We start from the raw sequence: 21,336 nt of genomic DNA, 5'->3' as shown, positions 1-21,336 counted from the left end.
CGCGAGTCCCGCCCGCACGTCCGCGAGTCCCGGCCACGGGTGTGCGAGTCCCGCCCAGCAGGGCTCTGACCTGGCGATTTCCGTTCGGAGGGCTGGGTTGAGTACCCTTGTCGGGCTGGACACGGTAAGTCACCCCACCAGCGACACAACCACCATGCCCAAGAACCAGACGAACGCGCGTACCGCGAAGCCATCGACGACCGGACCCTGGGTGATCGACACCAGGGACATCGGGCGTCGGCCGGGCTTGAGCCGCGGCTACCAGCGCACCGCGCCCGCTCCGGTCGGCTTCGGCCTGCCGGAGGTGGTCGGCGTGCTGCCCGGTGTGGACGTCGAGCTGGACCTGTTGGTCGAGTCGGTAGTGGAGGGCGTCCTCGTCTCCGGGACCGCGACAGCGGACACCGTCGGCGAGTGCTCGCGGTGCCTCGAGCCGCTGTCCGGCACGGTCGAGGTGGACCTGACCGAGCTGTTCGCCTACCCGGACAGCGCGACCGAGGCCACCACGGACGAAGACGAGGTTTCCAGGCTCGTCGACGACCTGATCGACCTGGAACCGGCGGTGCGCGATGCCGTGGTGCTCGCGCTGCCGCAGGTCCCGCTGTGCACCCCGGACTGCAGGGGCCTGTGCCCCGGCTGCGGGGCCAGGTGGGTCGAGCTGGAGCCCGACCACACGCATGAGACGATTGATCCTCGCTGGGCCGCGTTGAAAGAGCGGTTCGGCGGGACCGAGGAGGAGAGCTAGTCGTGGCCGTCCCCAAGCGGAAGATGTCCCGCTCCAACACCCGTACGCGCCGGGCGCAGTGGAAGGCCGTTGCACCGAGCCTCGTCGCCTGCTCCAACCGCGCCTGCCGCAAGCCGCGCCTGTCGCACGTCGCGTGCCCGAGCTGCGGCCAGTACGACGGCCGCCAGGTCGTCCAGCCGGCTTGATCCCCACCTCCCGGCGAACGCACTTTGCAGGAGGAGGCGGGGTCTGTGGGAGGTAAGGGTTCCCGCGGTCCGGTTCCGGATCGCGGTCTGCTTCTCGAGGCGCTCGGTATCCAGCTGGATGCCGAGTCTCTCGTGTTGGCACTCACCCACCGGTCCTACGCGTACGAGAACGGCGGTCTGCCGCCGAACGAGCGTCTGGAGTTCCTCGGGGACGCCGTTCTCTCACTCGTGGTGACCGACCACCTGTACAGCACGCACCCCGATCTCCCCGAGGGGCAGCTGGCCAAGCTGCGCGCGAGCGTCGTCAACATGCACGCACTGGCCGGAGTCGCCCGCACCCTGGGCGAGGGCGGGCTGGGTGCGCACCTGCTGCTGGGCAGGGGCGAGGAGCTGACCGGCGGCAGGGACAAGGCGAGCATCCTCGCCGACGGTCTCGAGGCCATGATCGGCGCCGTCTACCTGGCGCACGGGATCGACATCGCCCGCGAGGTCGTGCACCGGCTGTTCGACCCGTTGCTGATCGAGGCCCCGCTGCGGGGCGCCGGTCTGGACTGGAAGACCAGCCTGCAGGAGCTCACCGCGTCCGAGCAGCTCGGCGTGCCCGAGTACCGCGTGGACGACGAGGGGCCGGACCACCGCAAGGAGTTCACGGCCACCGTGTTCGTCGGCGGGCGCCCGTACGGCTCCGGCGACGGTCGCACCAAGAAGGAAGCCGAGCAGAAGGCCGCCGAGGCCGCCTACCGGACCCTGTCCGAGCAGGTGCGCCCCCAGGAGTCCGCCTCCGGCGACCAGAGCTGACACACCACGCAACCGTGAGAGCGTCGTCCCACCGGGGCGGCGCTCTCACGCTGTCAGGAGGTACCGGTGCCGGAGCTGCCCGAGGTCGAGGTCGTGCGGCGCGGGTTGGACGCCCACGTCACGGGGCGGCGCATCGCGGCCGTGCAGGTGCTGCACCCCAGGGCGATCCGCCGCCACCTGCCGGGGCCCGAGGACTTCAGCGGGCGGCTGGCCGGGCGCGAGGTGCTGGCGGCGCGCAGGCGCGGCAAGTACCTGTGGCTGGACCTGGACGGCAGTGAGGCCGTGCTGGCCCACCTGGGCATGAGCGGGCAGATGCTGGTGCAGCCCGAGGGCGCGCCCGACGAGAAGCACCTGCGGGTGCGGGTCCGCTTCGACGATGACGGGCCCGAGCTGCGCTTCGTGGACCAGCGCACCTTCGGCGGGCTGGCCACGGCCGACCAGGTGCTGGTGGACGGCGAACTGCTGCCGACCCCGGTGGCGCATATCGCGCGCGACCCGATGGACCCGGCCTTCGACCTGGGCGCGGCGGTGGACGCCATGCGGCGCAGGCGCACCTGGGTCAAGCGCGCGCTGCTGGACCAGACCCTGGTGTCCGGGGTGGGCAACATCTACGCCGACGAGTCGCTGTGGCGGACGAAGCTGCACTGGGCGCGGCCCACCGAGAAGCTGACCAGGGCTCAGGCCGGGGAACTGCTGACCGCGGCCACCGAGGTCATGGGGGAGGCCCTGCTCGCGGGCGGCACCTCCTTCGACGCGCTCTACGTCAACGTCAACGGCCAGTCCGGCTACTTCGACCGGGCGCTGGCCGTGTACGGGCAGGAGGGCAGGGCGTGCCGCCGCTGCGGCGGGGTGATCCGCAGGGACCCGTTCATGAACCGGTCCGCGTTCTCCTGTCCGGTTTGTCAGCCCAGGCCCAGGTCCATGCGGGACTAGGCCGGTCCGACGGCGTATAAGTGGTGGTGCCGCACTCATCGTGAGGACCGCGCATGACCACCGACTTCCTGGCCCGGATGCGGACCGCCCTCGGCGACCTGCCCAGTGAGCAGTGCGCGAGCCTGCTCGCGGAGGCCAACGCCGAGGTGGCGCAGGTGGCCGCCGAGGTGGGGCTGGCCAGGCTGGTGGACCGCCTTGGCACGCCGGAGTCCTACGCGCGGAAGCTGCGGGCGAGCCTGGGCTACACCGAGCCGCCGCCGAAACTGGCGGCGGAGACCGAGGTCATCGGGCAGCGGCGAGGTCCAGCCGGGCCCCGGGCCCCGAGCACCGGTGCGGCCCGCCTGCTGCTGGTGGGGCTGACGGCAGCCACCCTGGGCGGGGTGCTGCTCGGACTTGTGTTCCGCACCAACGCCATCGGCCTCACGGTGCCGCTGCTGGCGCTCACCGTGCTGGGCGTGGCGGCGTGCGTGCCCGCCGTTGTGCGGGGCAGCGAGGAGGTGCGGGCCGCCGCGCGGTTGCCCGAGCTGAGCGGGCTGCTGCCCTACCTGGAGCCGGACGAGTCGAACTGGTTCGGCCTGGTCCTCGGCTACGTCTACAGCCTGCAACCGGCGTGGTGGCTGGTGCGCGCGGTCGTGCCCATGGCGGTGCTGGCGGAGTTCACCGGGCACGGCGGACTGCTCGCCCTGCTGGCGGGCATCCCCGCCTCGGTGGTGTCGATCGCGCTGGGCCGCGGCGCGAAGTCCGACCGCAGGCTGCTGCCGCCGGTGGTGGCGTTCAACGCCTTCGCGGCGGGGCTGGTGCTCAGCCTGATCCGGGTGGCGGGCTAGCGGGGCTCGGCCATGCGCCTGAGCAGCGGGCCCGCGCGCAACACCAGGTCCTGCTCCTCCTCGCTGAGCTCGGCCAGTCGCTCGCTGAGCAGTTCCGCCTCGCCGTGCACCACGGAGATGACCGTCTCCCGGCCCTGCTCGGTCAGGGTCACCCGGATCGCCCTGCCGTCGGCGGGGTCCGGTTCGCGGCGCACCAGGCCCAGCGCCTCCAGGCTGCTGACGATGGTCGTGGCGGTGGGCTGCGAGCAGGGCACCTGGGCGGCCAGTTCGCCCACCCGGGTGGGGCCGCCGCCCGCCAGCAGGGACAGCACGATCAGCTGGGTCGGATACAGCCCCGCGGCGGGCGCGGCGTGCCGCAGGCAGCGCACCATGCGGTGCAGGGACAGCACCAGTTGCAACGCTTCCTGGCTGTTGGCCTGGGTAGTCACTCATCGCCTCCGAAAAACCGCGGGCCGGCCGTCAGGATACTGACGGCCGGCCCTATCTGTCCGGATTGCACCCGAGCGTGGGTCAGCCGACCTTGATCTCCGGCCGGTACGCCTGCAGCCAGTACGAGTAGTCCAGGGTCTTCTCCAGGCCGTTGCGGCTCTGGGTGTCCACGCTGGCCGGGTCGGCGGCGACCAGGTCGGTCAGCCAGGCCCGGTTCACCAGGTCGAAGACCGGGTTGTCGTTGTCCGCCAGGACTTCCTTGACCTGCTGCTGCAAGGCCGCGGCGTAGTTCGGGTCCTGGGTGGACGGGTACGGGCTCTTGACCCGCTCCACGACCGAGCGCGGCAGCACGTCCTGGGTGGCCGCGCGCAGCAGGCTCTTCTCCCTGCCGTCGAAGGTCTTCATGCCCCACGGCGTGTTGTAGACGTACTCGACCAGCCGGTGGTCGCAGAACGGCACGCGGACCTCCAGGCCCACCGCCATGCTCATCCGGTCCTTGCGGTCCAGCAGGATGCGCACGAACCGGGTCAGGTGCAGGTAGCTGATCACGCGCATGCGGTGCTCGTGCTCGGTCTCACCGGGCACCTTCTCCACCTCGGCCACCGCGCTGGCGTAGCCGTCCTGGAGGTAGCCGCCCAGGTCCAGGGACCCGGCCAGCTCGGGGTTGAGCACGTTGACCGCGCCGCCACCCATCTGCCTGCTGGCCGCCAGCCACGGGAAGATGTCGGCCTTCTGCACCTCGGGGTCGTGGAACCACTTGTAGCCACCGAAGACCTCGTCCGCCGACTCACCGGACAGCGCGACCGTGGAGTGCTCGCGGATCGCCTTGAACAGCAGGTAGAGCGAGCCGTCCATGTCGCCGAGGCCGAACGGGATGTCGCGGGCGGTCACCACGGCGCGGCGCACGTCCGGGTCGGACAACGCGGTGGGGTCCAGCACGATGTCCTGGTGCACCGAGCCCACGTGCTTCTGCACGTCGTGCACGAAGGGCGTGTCCGGGGTGGCGCGGAACTCGTCGGGCTTGAAGTTCTCGGTCTGGCCGGTGAAGTCCACCGCGAAGCTGCGGACCTTCTCGCCGACCCTGCCCAGCTGCTGGGCGGACAGCGCGGTGATGGCGCTGGAGTCCAGGCCGCCGGACAGCAGCACGCAGCGCGGCACGTCGGCCACCAGCTGGCGGGCCACGATGTCGTCGAGCAGTTCGCGGACGTGCGCGACGCTGGTCTCGGTGTCGTCGGTGTGCTTGCGGCTGTCCAGCTTCCAGTACACGGCGGTGCGCAGGCCGTTGCGGTCCACGGTCACCACGGTGCCGGGCTGCACCTCGCGCATGCCCTGCCACACGGCCACGCCCGGGGTCTTGCTGAAGGTGAACAGCTCGCGCAGGCCGTCCGCGTCGATGACGCGCTTGGCCAGCGGGTTGGCCAGGATCGCCTTGGGCTCGGAGCCGAAGAGCACGCCGTCGGCGGTCTCGTAGTAGTAGAAGGGCTTGATGCCCATGCGGTCGCGGACCATCACCAGCTGCTGGCTGCGCGAGTCCCAGATCGCGAAGGCCACCATGCCGTTGAGCCGCTCGGCGACCCCGGCACCCCACTCCAGGTAGCCGTGCAGCACGACCTCGGTGTCGCTGTCGGTGCGGAACTTGTGGCCGCGGGCGGCCAGTTCCCTGCGCAGTTCGGTGAAGTTGTACGCCTCACCGCTGTAGGTCATGGCCACGGGACCCTCCGGGGTCTCCACGACCATGGGCTGGCGCCCACCCTCGAGATCGATGATGGACAGTCGGCGGTGGCCCAACGCGGCGTGCCGGTCGATCCAGACGCCCTCGGCGTCCGGGCCCCGGCAGGTCATCGTCTCGGTCATCGCATCGACGGTTGCTCGCTCGGCGGCCAGGTCACGCTCGAAGGACACCCACCCCGCGATACCGCACATGTCGACGCGCTCCTCCCAGTGTTGCCAACGCATGTCGGCGGTGTAACTACATTCATCAACTATGAAACTACTTACGCCGGGTCGTGGCTAGACGCAGTGGCGTAAACACGGAAAGTGCTGATCTTGGGCTGGGTTTAACACCTGGTCGGAACGGTTTTTCACCCGACTGTGGTCTGCGACACAGGGAGCTGGCTCACTCTGGGCGTCAAGATCCCGTCAACGCGCTCCCGGCCGCCGTCAAGAGGCCGTCAGGCGCGGCGGCACCCCCAGTTCGCGGATGCACGCTTGCGCCGGTCGTGGCCGCCGACGGGGCGGTCCGGGTTGAGGGGAGCGGTGATGGCCGATCTGGCCTACGCCGTGCTGCTGATCGGCGTCTTCGGTCTGCTGGCACTGATGTTGAGGGGATTGGAGCGGCTGTGAACGGCGCCGGATTGCTGGCGAACGTCATCGGTGGCGTGCTCGCCCTGTTGTTGCTGGTCTACCTGTTCATCGCCCTGATCAAGCCGGAGAAGTTCTGATGAACGACACTTGGGCTGGCTTGCTCCAGCTCGCCCTCCTGCTCGCCGCGCTGGCCGTGGTGTACCGGCCCCTCGGTGACTACATGGCCAGGGCCTTCACCAGCAAGGGGCACTGGAAGCTGGAACGCGCGCTGTACAAGGTGGTCCGGGTCAACCCGGACTCCGAGCAGCGCTGGTCCACCTACGCCTACGGGGTGCTGGGCTTCTCCTTCGTGTCAGTGCTGTTCCTGTACCTGTTGCAGCGCCTGCAAACCGTGCTGCCGCTGGGACTGGGCCGCCCGGAGATCTCGCCCTCGGTGGCGTTCAACACCGCCGTCAGCTTCGTGACGAACACGAACTGGCAGTCCTACGTGCCCGAGCAGGCCTTCGGCCACCTGGTGCAGATGGCCGGGCTGACCGTGCAGAACTTCGTCTCGGGGGCCGTGGGCATCGCCGTGGCCGTCGCGCTGATCCGCGGCTTCACCCGGGCCAACACCGACCGGCTCGGCAACGTGTGGGTGGACATCACCCGTGCCGTGGTCCGCGTGCTGCTGCCGATCGCCGTGCTCTTCGCCGTGGTGCTGATGGGCCTGGGCGTGGTGCAGAGCCTGTCCGGTGGCGTGGACGTCACCGGGATCGACGGCGCCCAGCACACCGTCGCGCTGGCCCCGGTGGCCAGCCAGGAGGTCATCAAGGAACTGGGCACCAACGGCGGCGGGGTGCTCAACGCCAACTCGGCGCACCCCTTCGAGAACCCCAACGGCTGGACCAACCTGATCGAGATCTTCCTGATCCTGGTCATCCCGGTCAGCCTCACGAGGACCTTCGGCACCATGATCGGTGACCGCAAGCAGGGCTACACCCTGCTGTCGGTGATGACCTTCCTGTGGGGCGGCATGCTGGCCGTCATCTGGTGGGCCGAGGCGCACCCGAACGGGCCCGCCGCGCTGCTGGCCGGATCGGCCATGGAGGGCAAGGAGACCCGGTTCGGCATCCCGTCCTCGGCGCTGTTCGCGGACAGCACCACCGGCACCTCCACCGGCGCGGTCAACGCCGCGCACGACAGCCTCACCGGGCTGGGCGGCGGCGGGGCCCTGCTGAACATGCTGTTCAGCGAGATCTCCCCGGGCGGTGTCGGCACCGGCATCTACAGCATCCTGGTGTTCGCGATCATCGCGGTGTTCCTGGCCGGGCTGATGGTCGGCCGCACCCCGGAGTACCTGGGCAAGAAGCTGGGGCGCAAGGAGATCACCATGGCCTCCATCGCGATCCTGGCCATGCCCACGCTGGTGCTGGTCTTCGCGGGCATCGCCGTGGTGCTGCCCGCCACCGGGGACGCCCTGACCAACTCCGGGGCGCACGGCCTGTCCGAGGTGCTCTACGCCTACGCCTCGGCCTCCAACAACAACGGCAGCGCCTTCGGCGGCCTGACCGTCACCAACGACTGGTTCCAGTCCACCCTCGGTGTGTGCATGGCCTTCGGCCGGTTCATCCCGATCCTGGCGGTGCTGTGCCTGGCCGGTGGCCTGGCCGCGCAGCGGAAGGTGCCGCCCTCGGCGGGCACCCTGCCCACCAGCGGGCCGCTGTTCGCCTCCATGGTGGCCGGTTCCGTCCTGCTCGTCGCCGCGCTGACCTTCGTGCCCGCGCTCGCCCTCGGTCCCATCGCGGAGGCCTTGTCATGACCACCAACACCGACACCAGGAACCGTTCCGTGGAGGAGGTGCAGCAGCACCACGCGGAGAACGCCGGCCGCAAGCTCCAGGCGGGCGCGTTCAACCCGAGGCAGCTCCTCAGCTCGCTGCCCGAGGCGCTGCGCAAGCTCAACCCGCGCCACCAGATGCGCAACCCGGTCATGTTCGTGGTCTGGGTCGGGTCGGCGCTGTCCACCGTGTTCGCCGTCAGCCAGCCCACCGTGTTCACGATCGTGGCAACGGTCTGGCTGTGGTTCACCGTGCTGTTCGCGAACCTGGCCGAGGCCGTCGCCGAGGGGCGCGGCAAGGCCCAGGCGGAGTCCTTGCGCCGCACCAAGAAGGAGTCGATCGCGCGCAGGCTGCGCGAGGACGGCACCGAGGAGCGAGTGCCGGGCACCGAGCTGACCATCGGCGACCTGGTGGTCGTCGAGGCCGGCGAGGTCATCCCCGGCGACGGCGACGTGGTCGAGGGCATCGCCACCGTGGACGAGTCGGCCATCACCGGCGAGTCCGCGCCGGTGATCCGCGAGTCCGGCGGCGACCGGTGCGCGGTCACCGGCGGCACCACCGTGCTCTCCGACCGGATCGTCGTGCAGATCACGACCAAGCCCGGTGAGTCCTTCGTGGACAGGATGATCGCCCTGGTGGAGGGCGCGTCCCGGCAGAAGACGCCCAACGAGATCGCGCTGACCATCCTGCTCGCGGTGCTGACGATCATCTTCCTGCTCGCGGTGGTCGCGTTGCAGCCGATGGCGATCTACTCCGGCAACGGGCAGTCGGTGATCGTGCTGACCGCGCTGCTGGTCTGCCTCATCCCGACCACGATCGGCGCCCTGCTCTCGGCGATCGGCATCGCGGGCATGGACCGCTTGGTGCAGCGCAACGTGCTGGCCATGTCCGGGCGTGCCGTGGAGGCCGCCGGTGACGTGGACACCCTGCTGCTGGACAAGACCGGAACGATCACCTTCGGCAACCGCCGTGCCACCGAGCTGATCCCGGTCGGGACGTCCACTGTGGACGACCTGGCCCGTGCGGCGCGGCTGTCCAGCCTGGCCGACGGCACGCCCGAGGGCCGCAGCATCGTGGAGCTGTGCGTCACCGCGCACGGCCTGGCCGCCGAGGCCAGCGACGCGGAGAAGGCGGGCGAGTTCGTGCCGTTCGCGGCGCAGACCCGCATGTCCGGCATCGACATCGACGGCCGCATGGTGCGCAAGGGCGCGACCAGTTCGGTGCGCGCCTGGGTGATCGAGCACGGCGGGCAGGTGCCCGACGAGGTGCACGAGGTGGTCGACGGCATCAGCCAGGACGGCGGCACCCCACTGGTCTGCGCCGAGTACGCGAACGGCATCGCACTGGTGCGCGGCGTGATCCGGCTGTCCGACGTGGTCAAGCCCGGCATGAAGGAGCGGTTCGACGAGCTGCGCTCCATGGGCATCAAGACCGTCATGATCACCGGCGACAACCCGCTGACCGCGCGGGCCATCGCCGCCGAGGCCGGGGTGGACGACTTCCTGGCCGAGGCCAAGCCCGAGGACAAGATGGCCCTGATCCGCAAGGAGCAGGAGGGCGGCAAGCTGGTCGCGATGACCGGTGACGGCACCAACGACGCGCCCGCGCTGGCCCAGGCCGACGTCGGCGTGGCGATGAACACCGGCACCTCGGCGGCCAAGGAAGCCGGGAACATGGTGGACCTGGACTCCGATCCGACCAAGCTGATCGAGATCGTGGAGATCGGCAAGCAGTTGCTGATCACCCGCGGCGCGCTGACCACCTTCAGCATCGCCAACGACCTGGCGAAGTACTTCGCGATCCTGCCCGCCATGTTCGCCGCGATCTACCCGGGCCTCGGGCGGCTCAACATCATGCACCTGGCCACGCCCGCCTCGGCGATCATCTCCGCGGTGATCTTCAACGCGCTGATCATCGTGCTGCTGATCCCGCTGGCGCTGCGCGGGGTGCGCTACCGACCGGCCAGCGCCTCCTCGCTGCTGCGCCGCAACCTGCTGATCTACGGGGTCGGTGGCGTGATCACGCCGTTCCTCGGCATCTGGCTGATCGACCTCCTGGTCCGTCTCATCCCCGGGATTGGGTGACTGTCATGCGCTGGTTCTCCGCTGTGCTCAAGCAGACCGCGGCCGGACTTCGGCTGCTGCTGGTGATGACCGTGCTGCTGGGCCTGGTCTACCCGCTGGCCATCTGGGGCATCGGGCAGATCCCGGGGCTGCGGGCCAACGCCAACGGGTCGATCGTGACCGTGGACGGGCAGGCCGTGGGCTCCTCGCTGATCGGCGTGGACCCGGTCGACCCCAACGCCAAGGACGACCCCGCCAACGACCGGTACTTCCACAACCGGCCCTCGGCGGGCGCCCAGGACGTGCTGGGCCCCGGCGACCCGTCCAGCTCCGGCCCGTCCAACCTGGCCGCCGACAACCCGAAGCTGGTCGAGGCCGTGAAGAAGCGGCAGGAGGCCATCGCCCAGCGTGAGGGCGTGCCGGTGGCCCAGGTGCCCGCCGACGCCGTGACGGCCTCGGGCTCGGGACTGGACCCGGACATCAGCCCGGCCTACGCCCAGTTGCAGCTCAAGCGGGTGGCCAAGGTCAACCACCTGACCGAGTCCCAGGTGGCGCAGATCGTCGCCGAGAACACGAAGGGCCGGGGCGCTGGCTTCGTCGGGCAGCCGACGGTCAACGTGCTCGCGCTCAACCTCGCGGTGAAGGCCGCCAGGCACTAGTGAGTGGCCGAGGTCCGGCACGCCTGGGGGTGTGCCGGACCTCGCGGGCGATGGGGTGATTTGTGGAGCAGACTGTGCCCATGCTCGATCCTGCAAGCAGATCTTCGGCCCGGGTGCGACCGGACAGGCGCCGACGTGGCGAGTTGAGGATCTACCTCGGCGCCGCGCCGGGTGTGGGCAAGACCTTCGCCATGCTCGGCGAGGCGCGCAGGCGGGCCGAACGCGGCACCGACGTGGTCGTCGGCCTGGTGGAGACGCACGACCGGGCGAAGACCGCCGAGCTGCTCGACGGCCTGGAAGTGCTGCCGCGCAAGCACATCAGCCACCGGGGCCTGGACTTCCAGGAGATGGACCTGGACGCGGTGCTGGCCCGTGCGCCCGAGGTGGTGCTGGTCGACGAGCTGGCGCACACCAACGTGCCGGGCTCGCGCAACGACAAGCGCTGGCAGGACATCGAGGAACTGCTGGATGCGGGCATCGAGGTGCTGTCCACGGTCAACGTGCAGCACCTGGAGAGCCTCAACGACGTGGTGGAGCGGATCACCGGGGTCACCCAGCGGGAGACCGTGCCCGACCAGGTGGTGCGCAACGCCGAGCAGATCGAGCTGGTGGACATCACCCCGGAGGCGCTGCGCAGGCGGCTGGCACACGGCAACGTGTACCCGGCCCGCAAGATCGACGCGGCCCTGGGCAACTACTTCCGGGTCGGCAACCTGACCGCCCTGCGCGAGCTGGCCCTGCTGTGGGTGGCCGACCAGGTGGACGTGGCGTTGCAGCGCTACCGCAGCGAGCAGCAGATCACCGAGACCTGGGAGACCCGCGAGCGCGTGGTCGTGTCGGTCACCGGTGGCCCGGAGAGCGAGACGCTCGTCCGCCGCGCCCGGCGCATCGCCACCAGGGCGGGCGCGGAACTGCTCGTGCTGCACGTGCTGCGCGGGGACGGGCTGGCCGGGGTGCCCGCGGACACCGTGGCCCGCTACCGGCGGCTGGCCGAGGACGTCGGCGCGACCTTCCACACCGTGGTCGGCGACGACGTGCCGACCGCGCTGCTGGACTTCGCCCGCGGGGTGAACGCCACCCAGCTCGTGCTGGGCACCTCGCGGCGTTCGCGGGTGGCGCGGCTGTTCGAGGAGGGCATCGGCGCCACCGTCGTGCAGGAGTCGGGCCCGATCGACGTGCACATGGTCACCCACGGCGAGGCGCGGCGCGCCCTGCGCTGGCGCCTGTCCCGCAGCCCGCTCACCCCGTCCCGGCAGGTGCTCGGCTGGCTGCTCGCGCTGCTGGTGCCCTCGCTGGCGACCCTGCTGGGCGTGCTGCTGCGCGGGACCGTCACGGTGTCCACCGACCTCGTCGACTACTTCCTGGCCACGGTGGTCGTGGCGCTGATCGGTGGGGTCGGCCCGGCCGTGGCCGCCGCCGTGCTCTCCGCGGGGCTGCTCAACTTCTTCTTCACCCCGCCGCTGTACTCGTTGACCGTGGCCGAGGGCGAGAACATCGTCACCCTGGTGGCGATGGTCGTGGTGGCCGTCATGGTCGCGCTGGTGGTGGACCGGGCGGCCCGTCGCGCCGAGCAGGCCGCCAGGGCACGCACCGAGGCCGCCCTGCTCGCCTCCTACGCGCGCACCGTGCTCACCAGCCCGTACCCGCTGGTGCGCCTGCTGGAGAAGGTGCGCGAGAACTTCGGCCTGACCTCGGTGGCACTGCTGGAGAAGCGGCACGGCACCTGGGACCGGGTGGCCTGCGTGGGGCCGCGGCCCTGTGACGAGCCCGACGAGGCCGACATCGACGTGCCGGTGACCCCGGAGGTGCACCTCGCGCTGCGCGGCAGGGCGCTGGCCGCCGCCGACCAGCGCGCGCTGGAGGCCGCCGCGGGGCAGGCGCTGCTCGCACTGCGCCAGCAGCGCATGGCCGCGCAGACCGCCGACGCGCAACGCCGTGCCGAGACCACCGAGCTGCGCACGGCCCTGCTCTCCGCGGTCGGCCACGACCTGCGTACCCCGCTGACCTCGATCAAGGCGGCGGCGAGCAGCCTGCGCGATCCGGAGTTGCGGCTGTCCACCGAGGACACCGGTGAGCTGCTGGCCACCGTGGAGGAGTCGGCGGACCGCCTGGCCGGGCTGGTGGACAACCTGCTGGACTCCTCGCGACTGGCCACCGGCGCGGTGCAACCGCTGCTGCGGCCGGTGGGCTACTACGAGGTGGTGGCCAAGGCCCTGTCCGGGATCGACGACCGGCGCAGCGTGCAGGTGGACGTGGATGAGAGGCTTCCTCAGGTGCTCGCCGACGTCGGGCTCCTGGAACGGGTGGTGGCCAACGTGATCGACAACGCCTTGCGGCACGGCCGGGCCGGGACGAGGGTGAACGGGGACGAGCCGCCCGTCGCGGTGCGCGCCAGTGCGCACGCCGCGCAGGTGGAGCTGCGGGTGGTCGACCACGGCCGAGGGTTGCCCAAGGGGGCGGGGGAGGCGCTGTTCGCCCCGTTCCAGCGGCTGGGTGACCGGGACGCGACCAGCGGGGTCGGGCTCGGCCTCAGCGTGGCGAAGGGCTTCACCGAGGCGATGGGCGGCAGCATCAGCGCCGAGGACACTCCCGGCGGCGGGCTCACCCTGGTGATCTCGCTGCCAGTCAGCACGGGGGCAGTGCCGGAGGAGGCGCAGGGATCATGACCAAGGTGCTCGTGGTCGACGACGAACCGCAGATCGTGCGGGCGTTGCGGATCAACCTCTCCGCCCGCGGCTACCAGGTGCTCACCGCGCATGACGGCGCCAGTGCGCTCAAGGCCGCCGCCGAGGCCAAACCGGACGTGGTGGTGCTCGACCTCGGGCTGCCCGACCTGGACGGCACCGACGTGATCGCCGGGCTGCGTGGCTGGAGCTCCGTGCCGATCCTCGTGCTGTCCGCCCGCACCGACTCCTCCGACAAGGTGGAGGCCCTCGACGCGGGCGCCGACGACTACGTGACCAAGCCGTTCGGCATGGACGAGCTGCTGGCCAGGCTGCGCGCCGCCGTGCGCCGCTCCGCCAGCTCCGCCGCCGACGGGGAGGAGGCCGTGGTCGAGACCGCCTCGTTCACCGTGGACCTGGTCGCGAAGAAGGTGCGCCGGGCCGGTGCGGAGGTGCACCTGACGCCCACCGAGTGGGGCGTGCTGGAGGTGCTGGTCCGCAACCGGGGGCGTCTGGTCGCCCAGAAGCAGCTGCTCCAGGACGTGTGGGGCCCGCAGTACGCCACCGAGTCGCACTACCTGCGCGTCTACCTCGCCCAGTTGCGCCGCAAGCTGGAGCCCGAACCCTCACGCCCGCGCCACCTGCTGACCGAACCCGGCATGGGCTACCGGTTCGAGTGCTGAGCCGCCCGGTCCGAACGCCGTGACCCAAGCGTCATGAAGGTGCCCTTTGGGGCGTTGAGTGTCGTGAGGGGCACCTTTGGGACGCGGGCGACTGATGGGGCGGGGCGCTGGATCCGTGACTGGTCCGCCGTGACCCAAGCGTCATGAAGGTGCCCTTTGCGACGTTGAACGTCCTGAACGGCACCTTCATGGCACGCCGCTGCCCCGTCCGAGGGGCCGTCTGGGCTCGGCGTCAGCCGCCAGATGGGTGATCGACAGGCCGTCAACTGTTAGTTGAGTGCGCTACTAGCTTTACGAATCGTGAGGACTTTGATCGCTCGGTGACCATCCATCACTCGAATGGACGCAAACTTCCTCGTTAGAGTGCGTAACAACTGCGGTGTGTACACCTATGTTCTACGTGATCGTGCGAGAGACGCGGCTACCCCCAGGATCCGGCCGCGACTCGACTCTCGCTGGGAGGAGTTGGCCATGAGTTCACCCCAGATCAGTCCAGCAGAGGGCCACGAAGTGTCCTGCCTCGGATTCGGCAAGAAGCGCCGGTCGATGCGCGTCTGGTCGGCCGGGGACAAGGTGGTGCTCCAGGCACCGCCCGGCGAGGTCGCCTTCCTCTCCGAGGAGGAGGTCGACCTGGTCATCTCCGCCCTGCTGGAGGCCCGCAAGCAGGCCAGGCAGACCGGCTCCCAGTGGATCGCCTCCAGCGGCGGGGCCGCCTGAGACCACGCCGTCGCCCGCGCGGCGGCGCGAGGGACGGGTCGGCCGTCCGCCAGCGGCCGACCCGCCCCTCGGCTTGGCGCGTTCGGGTCGCGTCAGGGTTTGCCGCTGCTGGGAGCCTGATCCCGGCATCGCTCCTACTCTCAGGTAGGTGCGCAAGGTCCACCACCGGCACCTGCGGAGGCTCGGCGACGAGCTGGCCGCGATGTGCGGACTCGTCGGCGAAGCCATGCAGCGCGCCAGTCAGGCGCTGCTCGACGCCGACCTCGTGATCGCCGAGAAGGTCATCGCCGACGACGCGAAGATCGTCAGAGCGCGTGCCGAGTGCGAGGAGCACGCCCACGAACTGCTCAGCGCGCACACCGACCTGCGCGCGGTGTTCACGGTGCTGCACGCCGCCGACCGCCTGGAGCAGATGGGCGACCTCGCGCTGCACATCGCCCGCACCACCCGCCGCAGGCACCCCGCCCCGGTGTTGCCCGAGCTGCTGCGCGACACCTTCGCGGACCTGGGGCAGCTCGCGGTGACCCTGGCCAACACCACCGAGCAGGTCCTGCGCACCAGGGACCCGGAGCTGACCGACTTCCTGGACTCCTGCGACGACATCATGGACGACCTGTACCGGGCCGTGTCCACCGCCGTGACCGCCGCGGACTGGCCGCACGGGGTGGCCGCCGCCGTGGACGTGGCCCTGCTCGGGCAGTGCTACGAGCGGTTCGCCGACCACGCCGTGTCGCTGGCCCGGCGGACCAGCGTGCTCTCCGGCGGCAAGCTCGCCGCCAGCGCCTGAGTCAGCTCTTCGGCGGGGTCGCCGTGGTCGTCGTCGGCGGCGGAGTGGTCGTCGTCGTGGTCGGCGGCGTGGTGGTGGTCGTCGTCGGGTTCGGTGAGTTGTCCGTGGGCGGGTTCGGGATCGGGTTGCCGCCGTCGCTGGGCGGGTCGCTGGGCTGGTGCGGCTTGGACGAGGTGGTCGTGGTGGAGCTCGGCTTGCTGGTGGAGGTCTTCGAACTGGACGTGCTCGTCGCGCTCGCACTCGTGGTGCCGTTGGCCGAGGTCTCGCCGTCCGGGGTCTGCGTGCTGCCGTCGGGCAGGTAGTGCTGCGAGGCCGGGTCCACGTTGGACCTGGGCTGCGCGTCACCGGTGCCGCCCTGGGTGGCCGCCATCGTGGCGACCGAGGCGAACACGGTGGCGACCAGCACGCCGACCGCGGCCATGACCACCTTCGCCGACTGGCGAGGTGTGGCGCCGCCGGTCGGTGGCGGGCTGAGCACCTCCCGCGCGGCTGTCGGCTGATCTGGTGAACTCACGTGACCTCCTCGTGACCGCCCCGGCGCTGAAGGATACGGGGCGTGCCCGGCGGTTCGTAAAGGGCTGCTGTCGGGGGTCATGCCATCCGGTGATGGTGCCTTCAGCCACACCAGCCGTGCATGGCCTTGCAGAAGGCCGTGCCGCTGTCCGACCACTGCGTGAAGAAGTCCTTGCTGGTGGTGGTCGGAGCCGGTGCGGGTGGCGGCGCCGGTGCCGGTACGGGCCGGTTCGGGCCGGTCGGGCGGCCGGGCTGCCCCGGACGGTCCGCGGCCGGGGGCGGTGCCGCGACCGTGCCGCCGCCGGGCGTGGGCTGCCCGGCACTGGTGGGCGTCGGGGCCTGGCTGTCCACCGGGCTGGTGGTCACCACCGTGGGCCAGGGGCTGTCCGGGATCGCGATCGCGGTAGGCACGCCGGGAGCGGGCAGGGGCGCCTGCTGGGGCTGCTGGGGCATCAGCGCGCTGACGATCACCGTGAACACGCTGACCCCCAGCGCGCAGGACACGCCGAACACCGCGAGCGGCGACATCCGGAAGGGCGCGCGCGATCTGCGGGCGGGCCTGACCGTGCGGTACACGAAGTCCCGATGCCTCCCGTAACCCATGGCAGACTCCCGCGCTGTCGGGCCGGTGCTTACCGGCCGAAGTCCTGCGTCCAGTAGAAGCCGTCGCTGTCCATGCCGATGCCGATGCTCGCGTAGCCGCAGTCCAGGATGTTGCGCCGGTGGCCCTCGGAGTGCATCCAGCCGTCCATCACCGCGTCCGCGGTCCGGTAGCCCTGCGCGATGTTCTCCCCACCGGGGCTGGGGTACCCGGCCTGCCGCTCGCGGTCGGCGAAGGTCCTGCCGTCCTGCGAGGTGTGCGAGAAGTAGTCGTGGTCGGACATGTCGCTGCTGTGGTTCTGCGCCGCCGTGTCCAGACGGCTGTCCTCGCGCAGCGCCTTGCAGCCCGCGTTCGCCCTGGCCTGGTTGACCAGTTCGAGCACCCTGGCCGAGCCGGACGCCGTGGCCTTCGTGCTCGGCGCCCGCACCGTCGTGCTGACCGGTTGGGTCGTCGTCGTGGTGGTCGGCGCCGCAGTGGTGGTGCTGGTCGCGGTGGGGGGCGTCGTCGCTGTCGGTGTACTCGCGCTCGGGCTTGGCCCCCCGTTCGTGGGACGCTCGGTCGGGCGGTCGGTAGTCGCCGTGCTGGGCGCCCCCATGGCCACGCCGACCTGCTGCCCGGTGCTCGGCGCCGGTGCCGCGACACCGCCGAGCAGGACGGAGGCCAGCGCCGTTGGGCCAACTGCCAGGGACGCGACCGCGGTGCCCACCGCGCCCAGGGTCAGTCCGACCAGCATTCCGCTGACGGTCGAGGATGGTGTGCGTCGGGGACTCACGGCGCCGGACCGTACCACTAACGGGTGAGTCTGTGGTGGGGTCGTACGACCCGAATACGGGCTCGTGCGGGACTATTGGCACGTGCATGACAACAGTGCTGTCCGGCTGACCGCGTGGGTCCACGGCCAGGTGCAGGGAGTGGGCTTCCGCTGGTGGACGCGGGCACGCGCACTGGAACTCGGCCTGACCGGCAGCGCGGGCAACCTGCCCGACGGCCGCGTCGAGGTGGTCGCCGAGGGCACCGAGCAGGACTGTCAACGGCTGCTGGCCGCGCTGCGCTCGGGACAGACCCCCGGCAGGGTGGACGCGGTGGTCGAGCTGTGGGGCGAGGCGAAGGGGTCCGCCACGGGTTTCGTGGAGCGTTGAACCGCGCCGAGCCCGGCCCCGTAGTAGCGGGACGTGGGTCAAAGCGCGAAGCGTAGCGACGAACTGGCACGACAGCTCTACGGCCGCTATCGGCGGCCGTTGCTGGGGTACGTGCTCAGGGCGGTGCGCGGCGACTACCAGTACGCCGAGGACATCGTCCAGGAGACGCTGCTGCGCGCGTGGCGGCACTCCGACTCACTGGAACCCGAACAGGCTGGCCCGTGGCTGTACACGGTCGCGCGCAACCTCATCATCTCCGGCCACCGCCGCAAGGAGGCCAGAGCCCCGGAGGTTCCGTTGGAGACCGATGAGCTCCCGTCGGGCTCCGACGAACTGGATCACGTATTGCAGGCGTGGCAGGTAGCCGAGGCGATGCGTTCGCTCAGTCACGACCATCGCCAGGTCATCGTGGAGCTGTATTACTGCCGTCGGACGGTGTCCGAGGCCGCCACCGTGCTCGGGGTCCCCGCGGGCACGGTCAAGTCGCGTTGCTTCTACGCGCTGCGGGCACTGCGGGGCGCATTGGAGGAGCGGGGGGTGACCGAGCTGTGAGCTGCCAACATTCAGTGTCCCTTGGCGTCTACGTGCTGGGCGCCCTGGAACCCGGTGAGCGGTCCGCGATGGAGCGCCACCTCACCGGGTGCCCGTTCTGCCAACAGGAACTGGTCCGCTTCGCCCCGCTGCCGGGGCTGCTCGGCCGGATCTCCCTGGACGACCTGGCGACCTTGGAACACGACCCGACCGCGTCGGGACCGCCGGGCCGCGGGGCGAGAGCAGCCCGCGAGACCACGCTGTCCGTGCCCCGCCACATGGTGCCCGAGCAGCAGCGCAGCAGCCCGGTGCGACCGCAGGTCCCCCCGTCATCCTCGCCCCCCGCCTCCCCGCAGACCCCGCGCAGGCACCGCAGGACCAGCCGCAGGCAGTTCGCCTTCACCGCGGCGGGCATCATCGCGGCGGTGGCGGTGAGCGCGGTGCTGGTGGAGCGGTCGCTGGCCGGGCCGTCCGGGCCGCAGCAGCCCTCCGCGACCTGGCAGGCCACCGACTCGACGACCAAGGTCGTGGCCAGTGCCGACCTGACCAACCAGTTGTGGGGCACCGAGGTCCGGCTGTCCATGCGCAACCTGCCCAAGGACCAGGTATGCCAGTTGGTGGTGCACAACAGGAACGGGCAGACCCAGAGCGCGGGGTGGTGGCGCAACGGGCAGGAGACCGAGGGCGACGTGCCCGCGAGCACCTCGTTCGCGCTCAAGGACATCGACCGGATGGACGTGGTCACCGCGGACAACAAGCTGCTGGTCGACCTGAGCCCGAAGGCCTGACAACGCGGAGCGGGACCCGCCGAGAACCGGCGAGTCCCGCTCTGTGGCGCGTGAACTACACGAACGAGGGCACCAGTTGGACGTCGTCGGCGTTGACGAACGCCACGCGGTGCCCGAACTGGATCTCGTAGTAGCGGGTCCTGCCGCGCACCGGGGTGTTCTTGGTGCCGCTGGGATCCCACACGGTCGGCAGGTACTCGGCGGCGGCCTGCCCGCCGTACACGTAGCGCTGACCGGCCGGGAGGCTGTACTGCAACGGCACGATCGCCTGCGGGGTCTGCCCCGGCGGGTAGGCCGCGGCCTCCGGGTAGGCCCGCCCGTACACCGGCACGCTGGCCCTGCCGTCCTTGGGCGTCACCACGAATCCCGTTGCCCACAAGGCGTCCCCGCTGTGGAACCAGCCCTTCTGGCCCAGGTACCAGATCGCCGTCCAGTCCCCGCGCCGCTCGGCCACGGCGTACTGCTGGCCGGTCTCGGCACGGCTGCCCACGTCGTTGACGTCCAGGGTCTGCGGCTCACCGCCGGGGTGCAGGCCGATGTCGGTCAGCAGCGGGGAGTCGTCACTGGGCTGGCTGTGCAGGATCACCGAGGTGGAACTGCGCGGGTCGCAGGGCACGCCCTTGGCGGTGCAGCCGGTGAACACCAGCTTGTTCTCCGCGAAGTCCGGCTTGATCGTCACCATGCCGGTGAACGGCAGCCCCGTCGGGAACAACGGTGCGCCGATCAGCGCGAAGTAGTGCGCCCAGTCCCAGTGCGGGCCGGGGTCGGTGTGCATACCGGCCACTGTGGACGGTGTGGTGCCGGGAACGTTGTCGTGGCCGAGGATGTGCTGGCGGTCCAGGGGGATCTGGTAGCGCTGGGCCAGGTAGCGCACCAGCTTCGCCGAGGACCGGTACATCGCCTCGGTGTACCAGCCGCCCTGCGCGAGGAAACCCTCGTGCTCGATCCCGACCGACTTCGCGTTGAAGTACCAGTTGCCCGCGTGCCAGGCCACGTCCTTGCCCAGCACGTGCTGCGCCACGTGCCCGTCGTTGGAGCGGATCGTGTAGTTCCAGCTCACGTACTTCGGGTCGTTGATCAGCTTGAGTGTGGTGTCCCAGCTCGCCTCGGTGTCGTGGATGACGATGTAGTCCACCTTGCCGGCGGCCGGACGGTCCGCCGTGTCGTGGTTGCCGTAGTCCTCGGCGGTGGGCCCGAACTGGGTGTAGGGCGCGGGCACCGACTCGCAGGACAGCCCGTGCGGGCACTCCACCCCGTTGCTGGTCGGCCTGGCCAGCCCCAGCCGGTCCAGCTGCGCCGTGTCCGGCTTGAGCCCGGGCTCGGCGGCCAGCGCCACATGCTGCCCGTCGTCGGTCACCCGGTCCGCACCCTGCTGGATGGTGCTGAACACCTCGGTGGCGAAGTCGCCCGCGGCCCCGGAGTCGGTGGCCCCGCTGTACCGCGCGACCGCCCCGTACCACCCGGCACTGCCCTGGCCGGTCAGCCCCAGTTGGCGCTGGTGGTCCGCCAGCAGGGCCGCGCCGCCGCGGATGTTCTGCGCGGGGTCGCTGCGCAGCCTGGCCGGGTCGATGCCCAGCAGGGCCGCCGCCCGCGTCAGGGTCTGCAACTGCGCCGCCGGGACCTGCGGCGGGGGCGCCGCCGGGTGCAGTGCGCGCCGGGACTCGTCGCCGCGGGGGTCGCCGGGGCCCTCGTCGAACTCGGTGCCGCCGCGCGAGGCGGTGGCGAAGTCGGTCAGGTGCATCGGCCCGTAACCGGCAGCTACGCTGGGTGCGCCGGAGTTGCCGTTCCACTCGGATTCCAGGTACGACACGCCGAGCAGCACGTCGACCGGGACGCCGAACTCGGCCGCCGCCGCGGTGAACGCGCGCTGGCGGTCCTGCACGTAGGAGGGGGACGCTGCTGCTGGTGCCGTACCGGCCGCCGACAGGGCCAGCACCAGGCTGGTCGCACCGGCCGCGACGGCGTGCAATCTTGGCATGGGCACAACGATCAGGCCCGTTCCGCGACTCGTCAACAGGTACCGGCCAATCGGGCTAACGTGTTGGTTTCCCACGAGAGCGGCAAGATCGCCTGGTCGGGGCGGTCGGCCTCCGACGACCTGACCGGACCTCCGGGTATCCTCCCCCGGATAAGCCCCGCACCTCCCTATCGACAAGGC

Annotated in this window: 23 protein-coding genes; 18 read left to right on the top strand and 5 right to left on the bottom strand. The window is 70.9% G+C overall.

Annotation, left to right across the window (positions count from 1 at the left end; all coding sequences use genetic code 11):
- Window positions 1-154: 154 nt before the first annotated feature.
- The 5 genes from KALB_RS36125 (at window position 155) to KALB_RS36105 (ending at window position 3,485) form a co-directional block, all read left to right on the top strand.
- Window positions 155-742, top strand: a complete 588-nt coding sequence (locus KALB_RS36125; protein ID WP_035971172.1) for a YceD family protein — start codon at window positions 155-157, stop codon at window positions 740-742.
- A gap of 2 nt (window positions 743-744) precedes the next feature.
- Complete coding sequence (gene rpmF / locus KALB_RS36120) at window positions 745-927, top strand: 50S ribosomal protein L32 (RefSeq protein WP_030109596.1); 183 nt, start codon at window positions 745-747, stop codon at window positions 925-927.
- A 45-nt stretch (window positions 928-972) separates the two neighbouring features.
- On the top strand, window positions 973-1,725 hold the full coding sequence (gene rnc, locus KALB_RS36115; RefSeq protein ID WP_025360550.1) for a ribonuclease III: 753 nt from the start codon (window positions 973-975) through the stop codon (window positions 1,723-1,725).
- 66 nt (window positions 1,726-1,791) lie between these two features.
- Window positions 1,792-2,658 (top strand): bifunctional DNA-formamidopyrimidine glycosylase/DNA-(apurinic or apyrimidinic site) lyase, encoded by an 867-nt coding sequence (gene mutM, locus KALB_RS36110; RefSeq protein ID WP_025360549.1) that lies wholly within the window; start codon window positions 1,792-1,794, stop codon window positions 2,656-2,658.
- Window positions 2,659-2,711: 53 nt separating this feature from the next.
- A complete protein-coding gene (locus KALB_RS36105) occupies window positions 2,712-3,485 on the top strand; it encodes a hypothetical protein (protein ID WP_025360548.1) in 774 nt (257 codons plus the stop codon).
- Here KALB_RS36105 and KALB_RS36100 read toward each other — a convergent pair.
- Together KALB_RS36100 and asnB are read right to left on the bottom strand one after the other, a co-directional pair.
- The gene (locus KALB_RS36100; RefSeq protein ID WP_025360547.1) at window positions 3,482-3,913 is read right to left on the bottom strand and encodes a MarR family winged helix-turn-helix transcriptional regulator; all 432 of its coding nucleotides are present in this window, start codon (window positions 3,911-3,913) and stop codon (window positions 3,482-3,484) included. The genes KALB_RS36105 and KALB_RS36100 overlap by 4 nt on opposite strands.
- An 82-nt stretch (window positions 3,914-3,995) precedes the next feature.
- Window positions 3,996-5,837 carry an asparagine synthase (glutamine-hydrolyzing) gene (gene asnB / locus KALB_RS36095; RefSeq protein WP_025360546.1) on the bottom strand — a complete coding sequence of 614 codons (1,842 nt, stop codon included), beginning with the start codon at window positions 5,835-5,837 and terminating at the stop codon, window positions 3,996-3,998.
- Between the two features lie 285 nt (window positions 5,838-6,122).
- Here asnB and KALB_RS50010 point away from each other — a divergent pair, with 285 nt between their 5' ends.
- From KALB_RS50010 to KALB_RS36055, 9 genes are all read left to right on the top strand, one after another.
- On the top strand, window positions 6,123-6,257 hold the full coding sequence (locus tag KALB_RS50010; protein ID WP_268872230.1) for a hypothetical protein: 135 nt from the start codon (window positions 6,123-6,125) through the stop codon (window positions 6,255-6,257).
- Window positions 6,254-6,355, top strand: coding sequence for a K(+)-transporting ATPase subunit F (kdpF, locus tag KALB_RS36090; RefSeq protein ID WP_025360545.1), 102 nt, complete (start codon window positions 6,254-6,256; stop codon window positions 6,353-6,355). Before KALB_RS50010 ends, kdpF begins: the two co-directional genes overlap by 4 nt.
- A complete protein-coding gene (gene kdpA, locus KALB_RS36085; RefSeq protein ID WP_025360544.1) occupies window positions 6,355-8,016 on the top strand; it encodes a potassium-transporting ATPase subunit KdpA in 1,662 nt (553 codons plus the stop codon). The genes kdpF and kdpA overlap by 1 nt, the downstream gene beginning before the upstream one ends.
- Complete coding sequence (kdpB, locus tag KALB_RS36080) at window positions 8,013-10,118, top strand: potassium-transporting ATPase subunit KdpB (protein WP_025360543.1); 2,106 nt, start codon at window positions 8,013-8,015, stop codon at window positions 10,116-10,118. The genes kdpA and kdpB overlap by 4 nt, the downstream gene beginning before the upstream one ends.
- Before the next feature lie 5 nt (window positions 10,119-10,123).
- A complete protein-coding gene (kdpC, locus tag KALB_RS36075) occupies window positions 10,124-10,756 on the top strand; it encodes a potassium-transporting ATPase subunit KdpC (protein ID WP_025360542.1) in 633 nt (210 codons plus the stop codon).
- A gap of 80 nt (window positions 10,757-10,836) precedes the next feature.
- Window positions 10,837-13,422 (top strand): sensor histidine kinase, encoded by a 2,586-nt coding sequence (locus KALB_RS36070; RefSeq protein WP_042221169.1) that lies wholly within the window; start codon window positions 10,837-10,839, stop codon window positions 13,420-13,422.
- Window positions 13,419-14,102 (top strand): response regulator, encoded by a 684-nt coding sequence (locus tag KALB_RS36065; RefSeq protein ID WP_025360540.1) that lies wholly within the window; start codon window positions 13,419-13,421, stop codon window positions 14,100-14,102. Before KALB_RS36070 ends, KALB_RS36065 begins: the two co-directional genes overlap by 4 nt.
- 471 nt (window positions 14,103-14,573) lie before the next feature.
- Window positions 14,574-14,819, top strand: a complete 246-nt coding sequence (locus KALB_RS36060; protein WP_148309789.1) for a hypothetical protein — start codon at window positions 14,574-14,576, stop codon at window positions 14,817-14,819.
- Between the two features lie 148 nt (window positions 14,820-14,967).
- Window positions 14,968-15,606 (top strand): phosphate signaling complex PhoU family protein, encoded by a 639-nt coding sequence (locus KALB_RS36055; protein WP_025360538.1) that lies wholly within the window; start codon window positions 14,968-14,970, stop codon window positions 15,604-15,606.
- Between the two features lies 1 nt (window position 15,607).
- Here KALB_RS36055 and KALB_RS47205 read toward each other — a convergent pair whose 3' ends face one another.
- Window positions 15,608-16,120 (bottom strand): hypothetical protein, encoded by a 513-nt coding sequence (locus KALB_RS47205; protein WP_148309788.1) that lies wholly within the window; start codon window positions 16,118-16,120, stop codon window positions 15,608-15,610.
- Between the two features lie 120 nt (window positions 16,121-16,240).
- Here KALB_RS47205 and KALB_RS36045 point away from each other — a divergent pair, with 120 nt between their 5' ends.
- The gene (locus KALB_RS36045) at window positions 16,241-16,717 is read left to right on the top strand and encodes a hypothetical protein (protein ID WP_025360536.1); all 477 of its coding nucleotides are present in this window, start codon (window positions 16,241-16,243) and stop codon (window positions 16,715-16,717) included.
- Between the two features lie 34 nt (window positions 16,718-16,751).
- Here the strand turns inward: KALB_RS36045 and KALB_RS44935 are convergent, their stop codons facing one another.
- Window positions 16,752-17,453 (bottom strand): CAP domain-containing protein, encoded by a 702-nt coding sequence (locus tag KALB_RS44935; protein ID WP_025360535.1) that lies wholly within the window; start codon window positions 17,451-17,453, stop codon window positions 16,752-16,754.
- A gap of 121 nt (window positions 17,454-17,574) precedes the next feature.
- On the opposite strand from KALB_RS44935, the gene KALB_RS36035 reads away from it, so the two are divergent.
- From KALB_RS36035 to KALB_RS44580, 3 genes are read left to right on the top strand one after another with little or no spacing between them, the layout of a single operon-like run.
- Window positions 17,575-17,859, top strand: a complete 285-nt coding sequence (locus KALB_RS36035; protein ID WP_030109813.1) for an acylphosphatase — start codon at window positions 17,575-17,577, stop codon at window positions 17,857-17,859.
- A 33-nt stretch (window positions 17,860-17,892) separates the two neighbouring features.
- Window positions 17,893-18,411 (top strand): sigma-70 family RNA polymerase sigma factor, encoded by a 519-nt coding sequence (locus tag KALB_RS36030; RefSeq protein ID WP_081789695.1) that lies wholly within the window; start codon window positions 17,893-17,895, stop codon window positions 18,409-18,411.
- On the top strand, window positions 18,408-19,178 hold the full coding sequence (locus tag KALB_RS44580) for a zf-HC2 domain-containing protein (protein ID WP_236650097.1): 771 nt from the start codon (window positions 18,408-18,410) through the stop codon (window positions 19,176-19,178). Before KALB_RS36030 ends, KALB_RS44580 begins: the two co-directional genes overlap by 4 nt.
- A 55-nt stretch (window positions 19,179-19,233) precedes the next feature.
- On the opposite strand, the gene KALB_RS36020 is transcribed toward KALB_RS44580, so the two are convergent.
- Complete coding sequence (locus KALB_RS36020; protein ID WP_081789694.1) at window positions 19,234-21,156, bottom strand: N-acetylmuramoyl-L-alanine amidase; 1,923 nt, start codon at window positions 21,154-21,156, stop codon at window positions 19,234-19,236.
- Window positions 21,157-21,336: the final 180 nt, after the last annotated feature.

The organism is Kutzneria viridogrisea DSM 43870 (assembly GCF_000525635.1).
In the GTDB taxonomy this organism is placed as follows: Bacteria; Actinomycetota; Actinomycetes; order Mycobacteriales; family Pseudonocardiaceae; genus Kutzneria; species Kutzneria viridogrisea.
The sequence above is the reverse complement of the archived record's forward strand: the minus strand, read 5'-3'. Positions and strand labels throughout refer to the sequence as shown.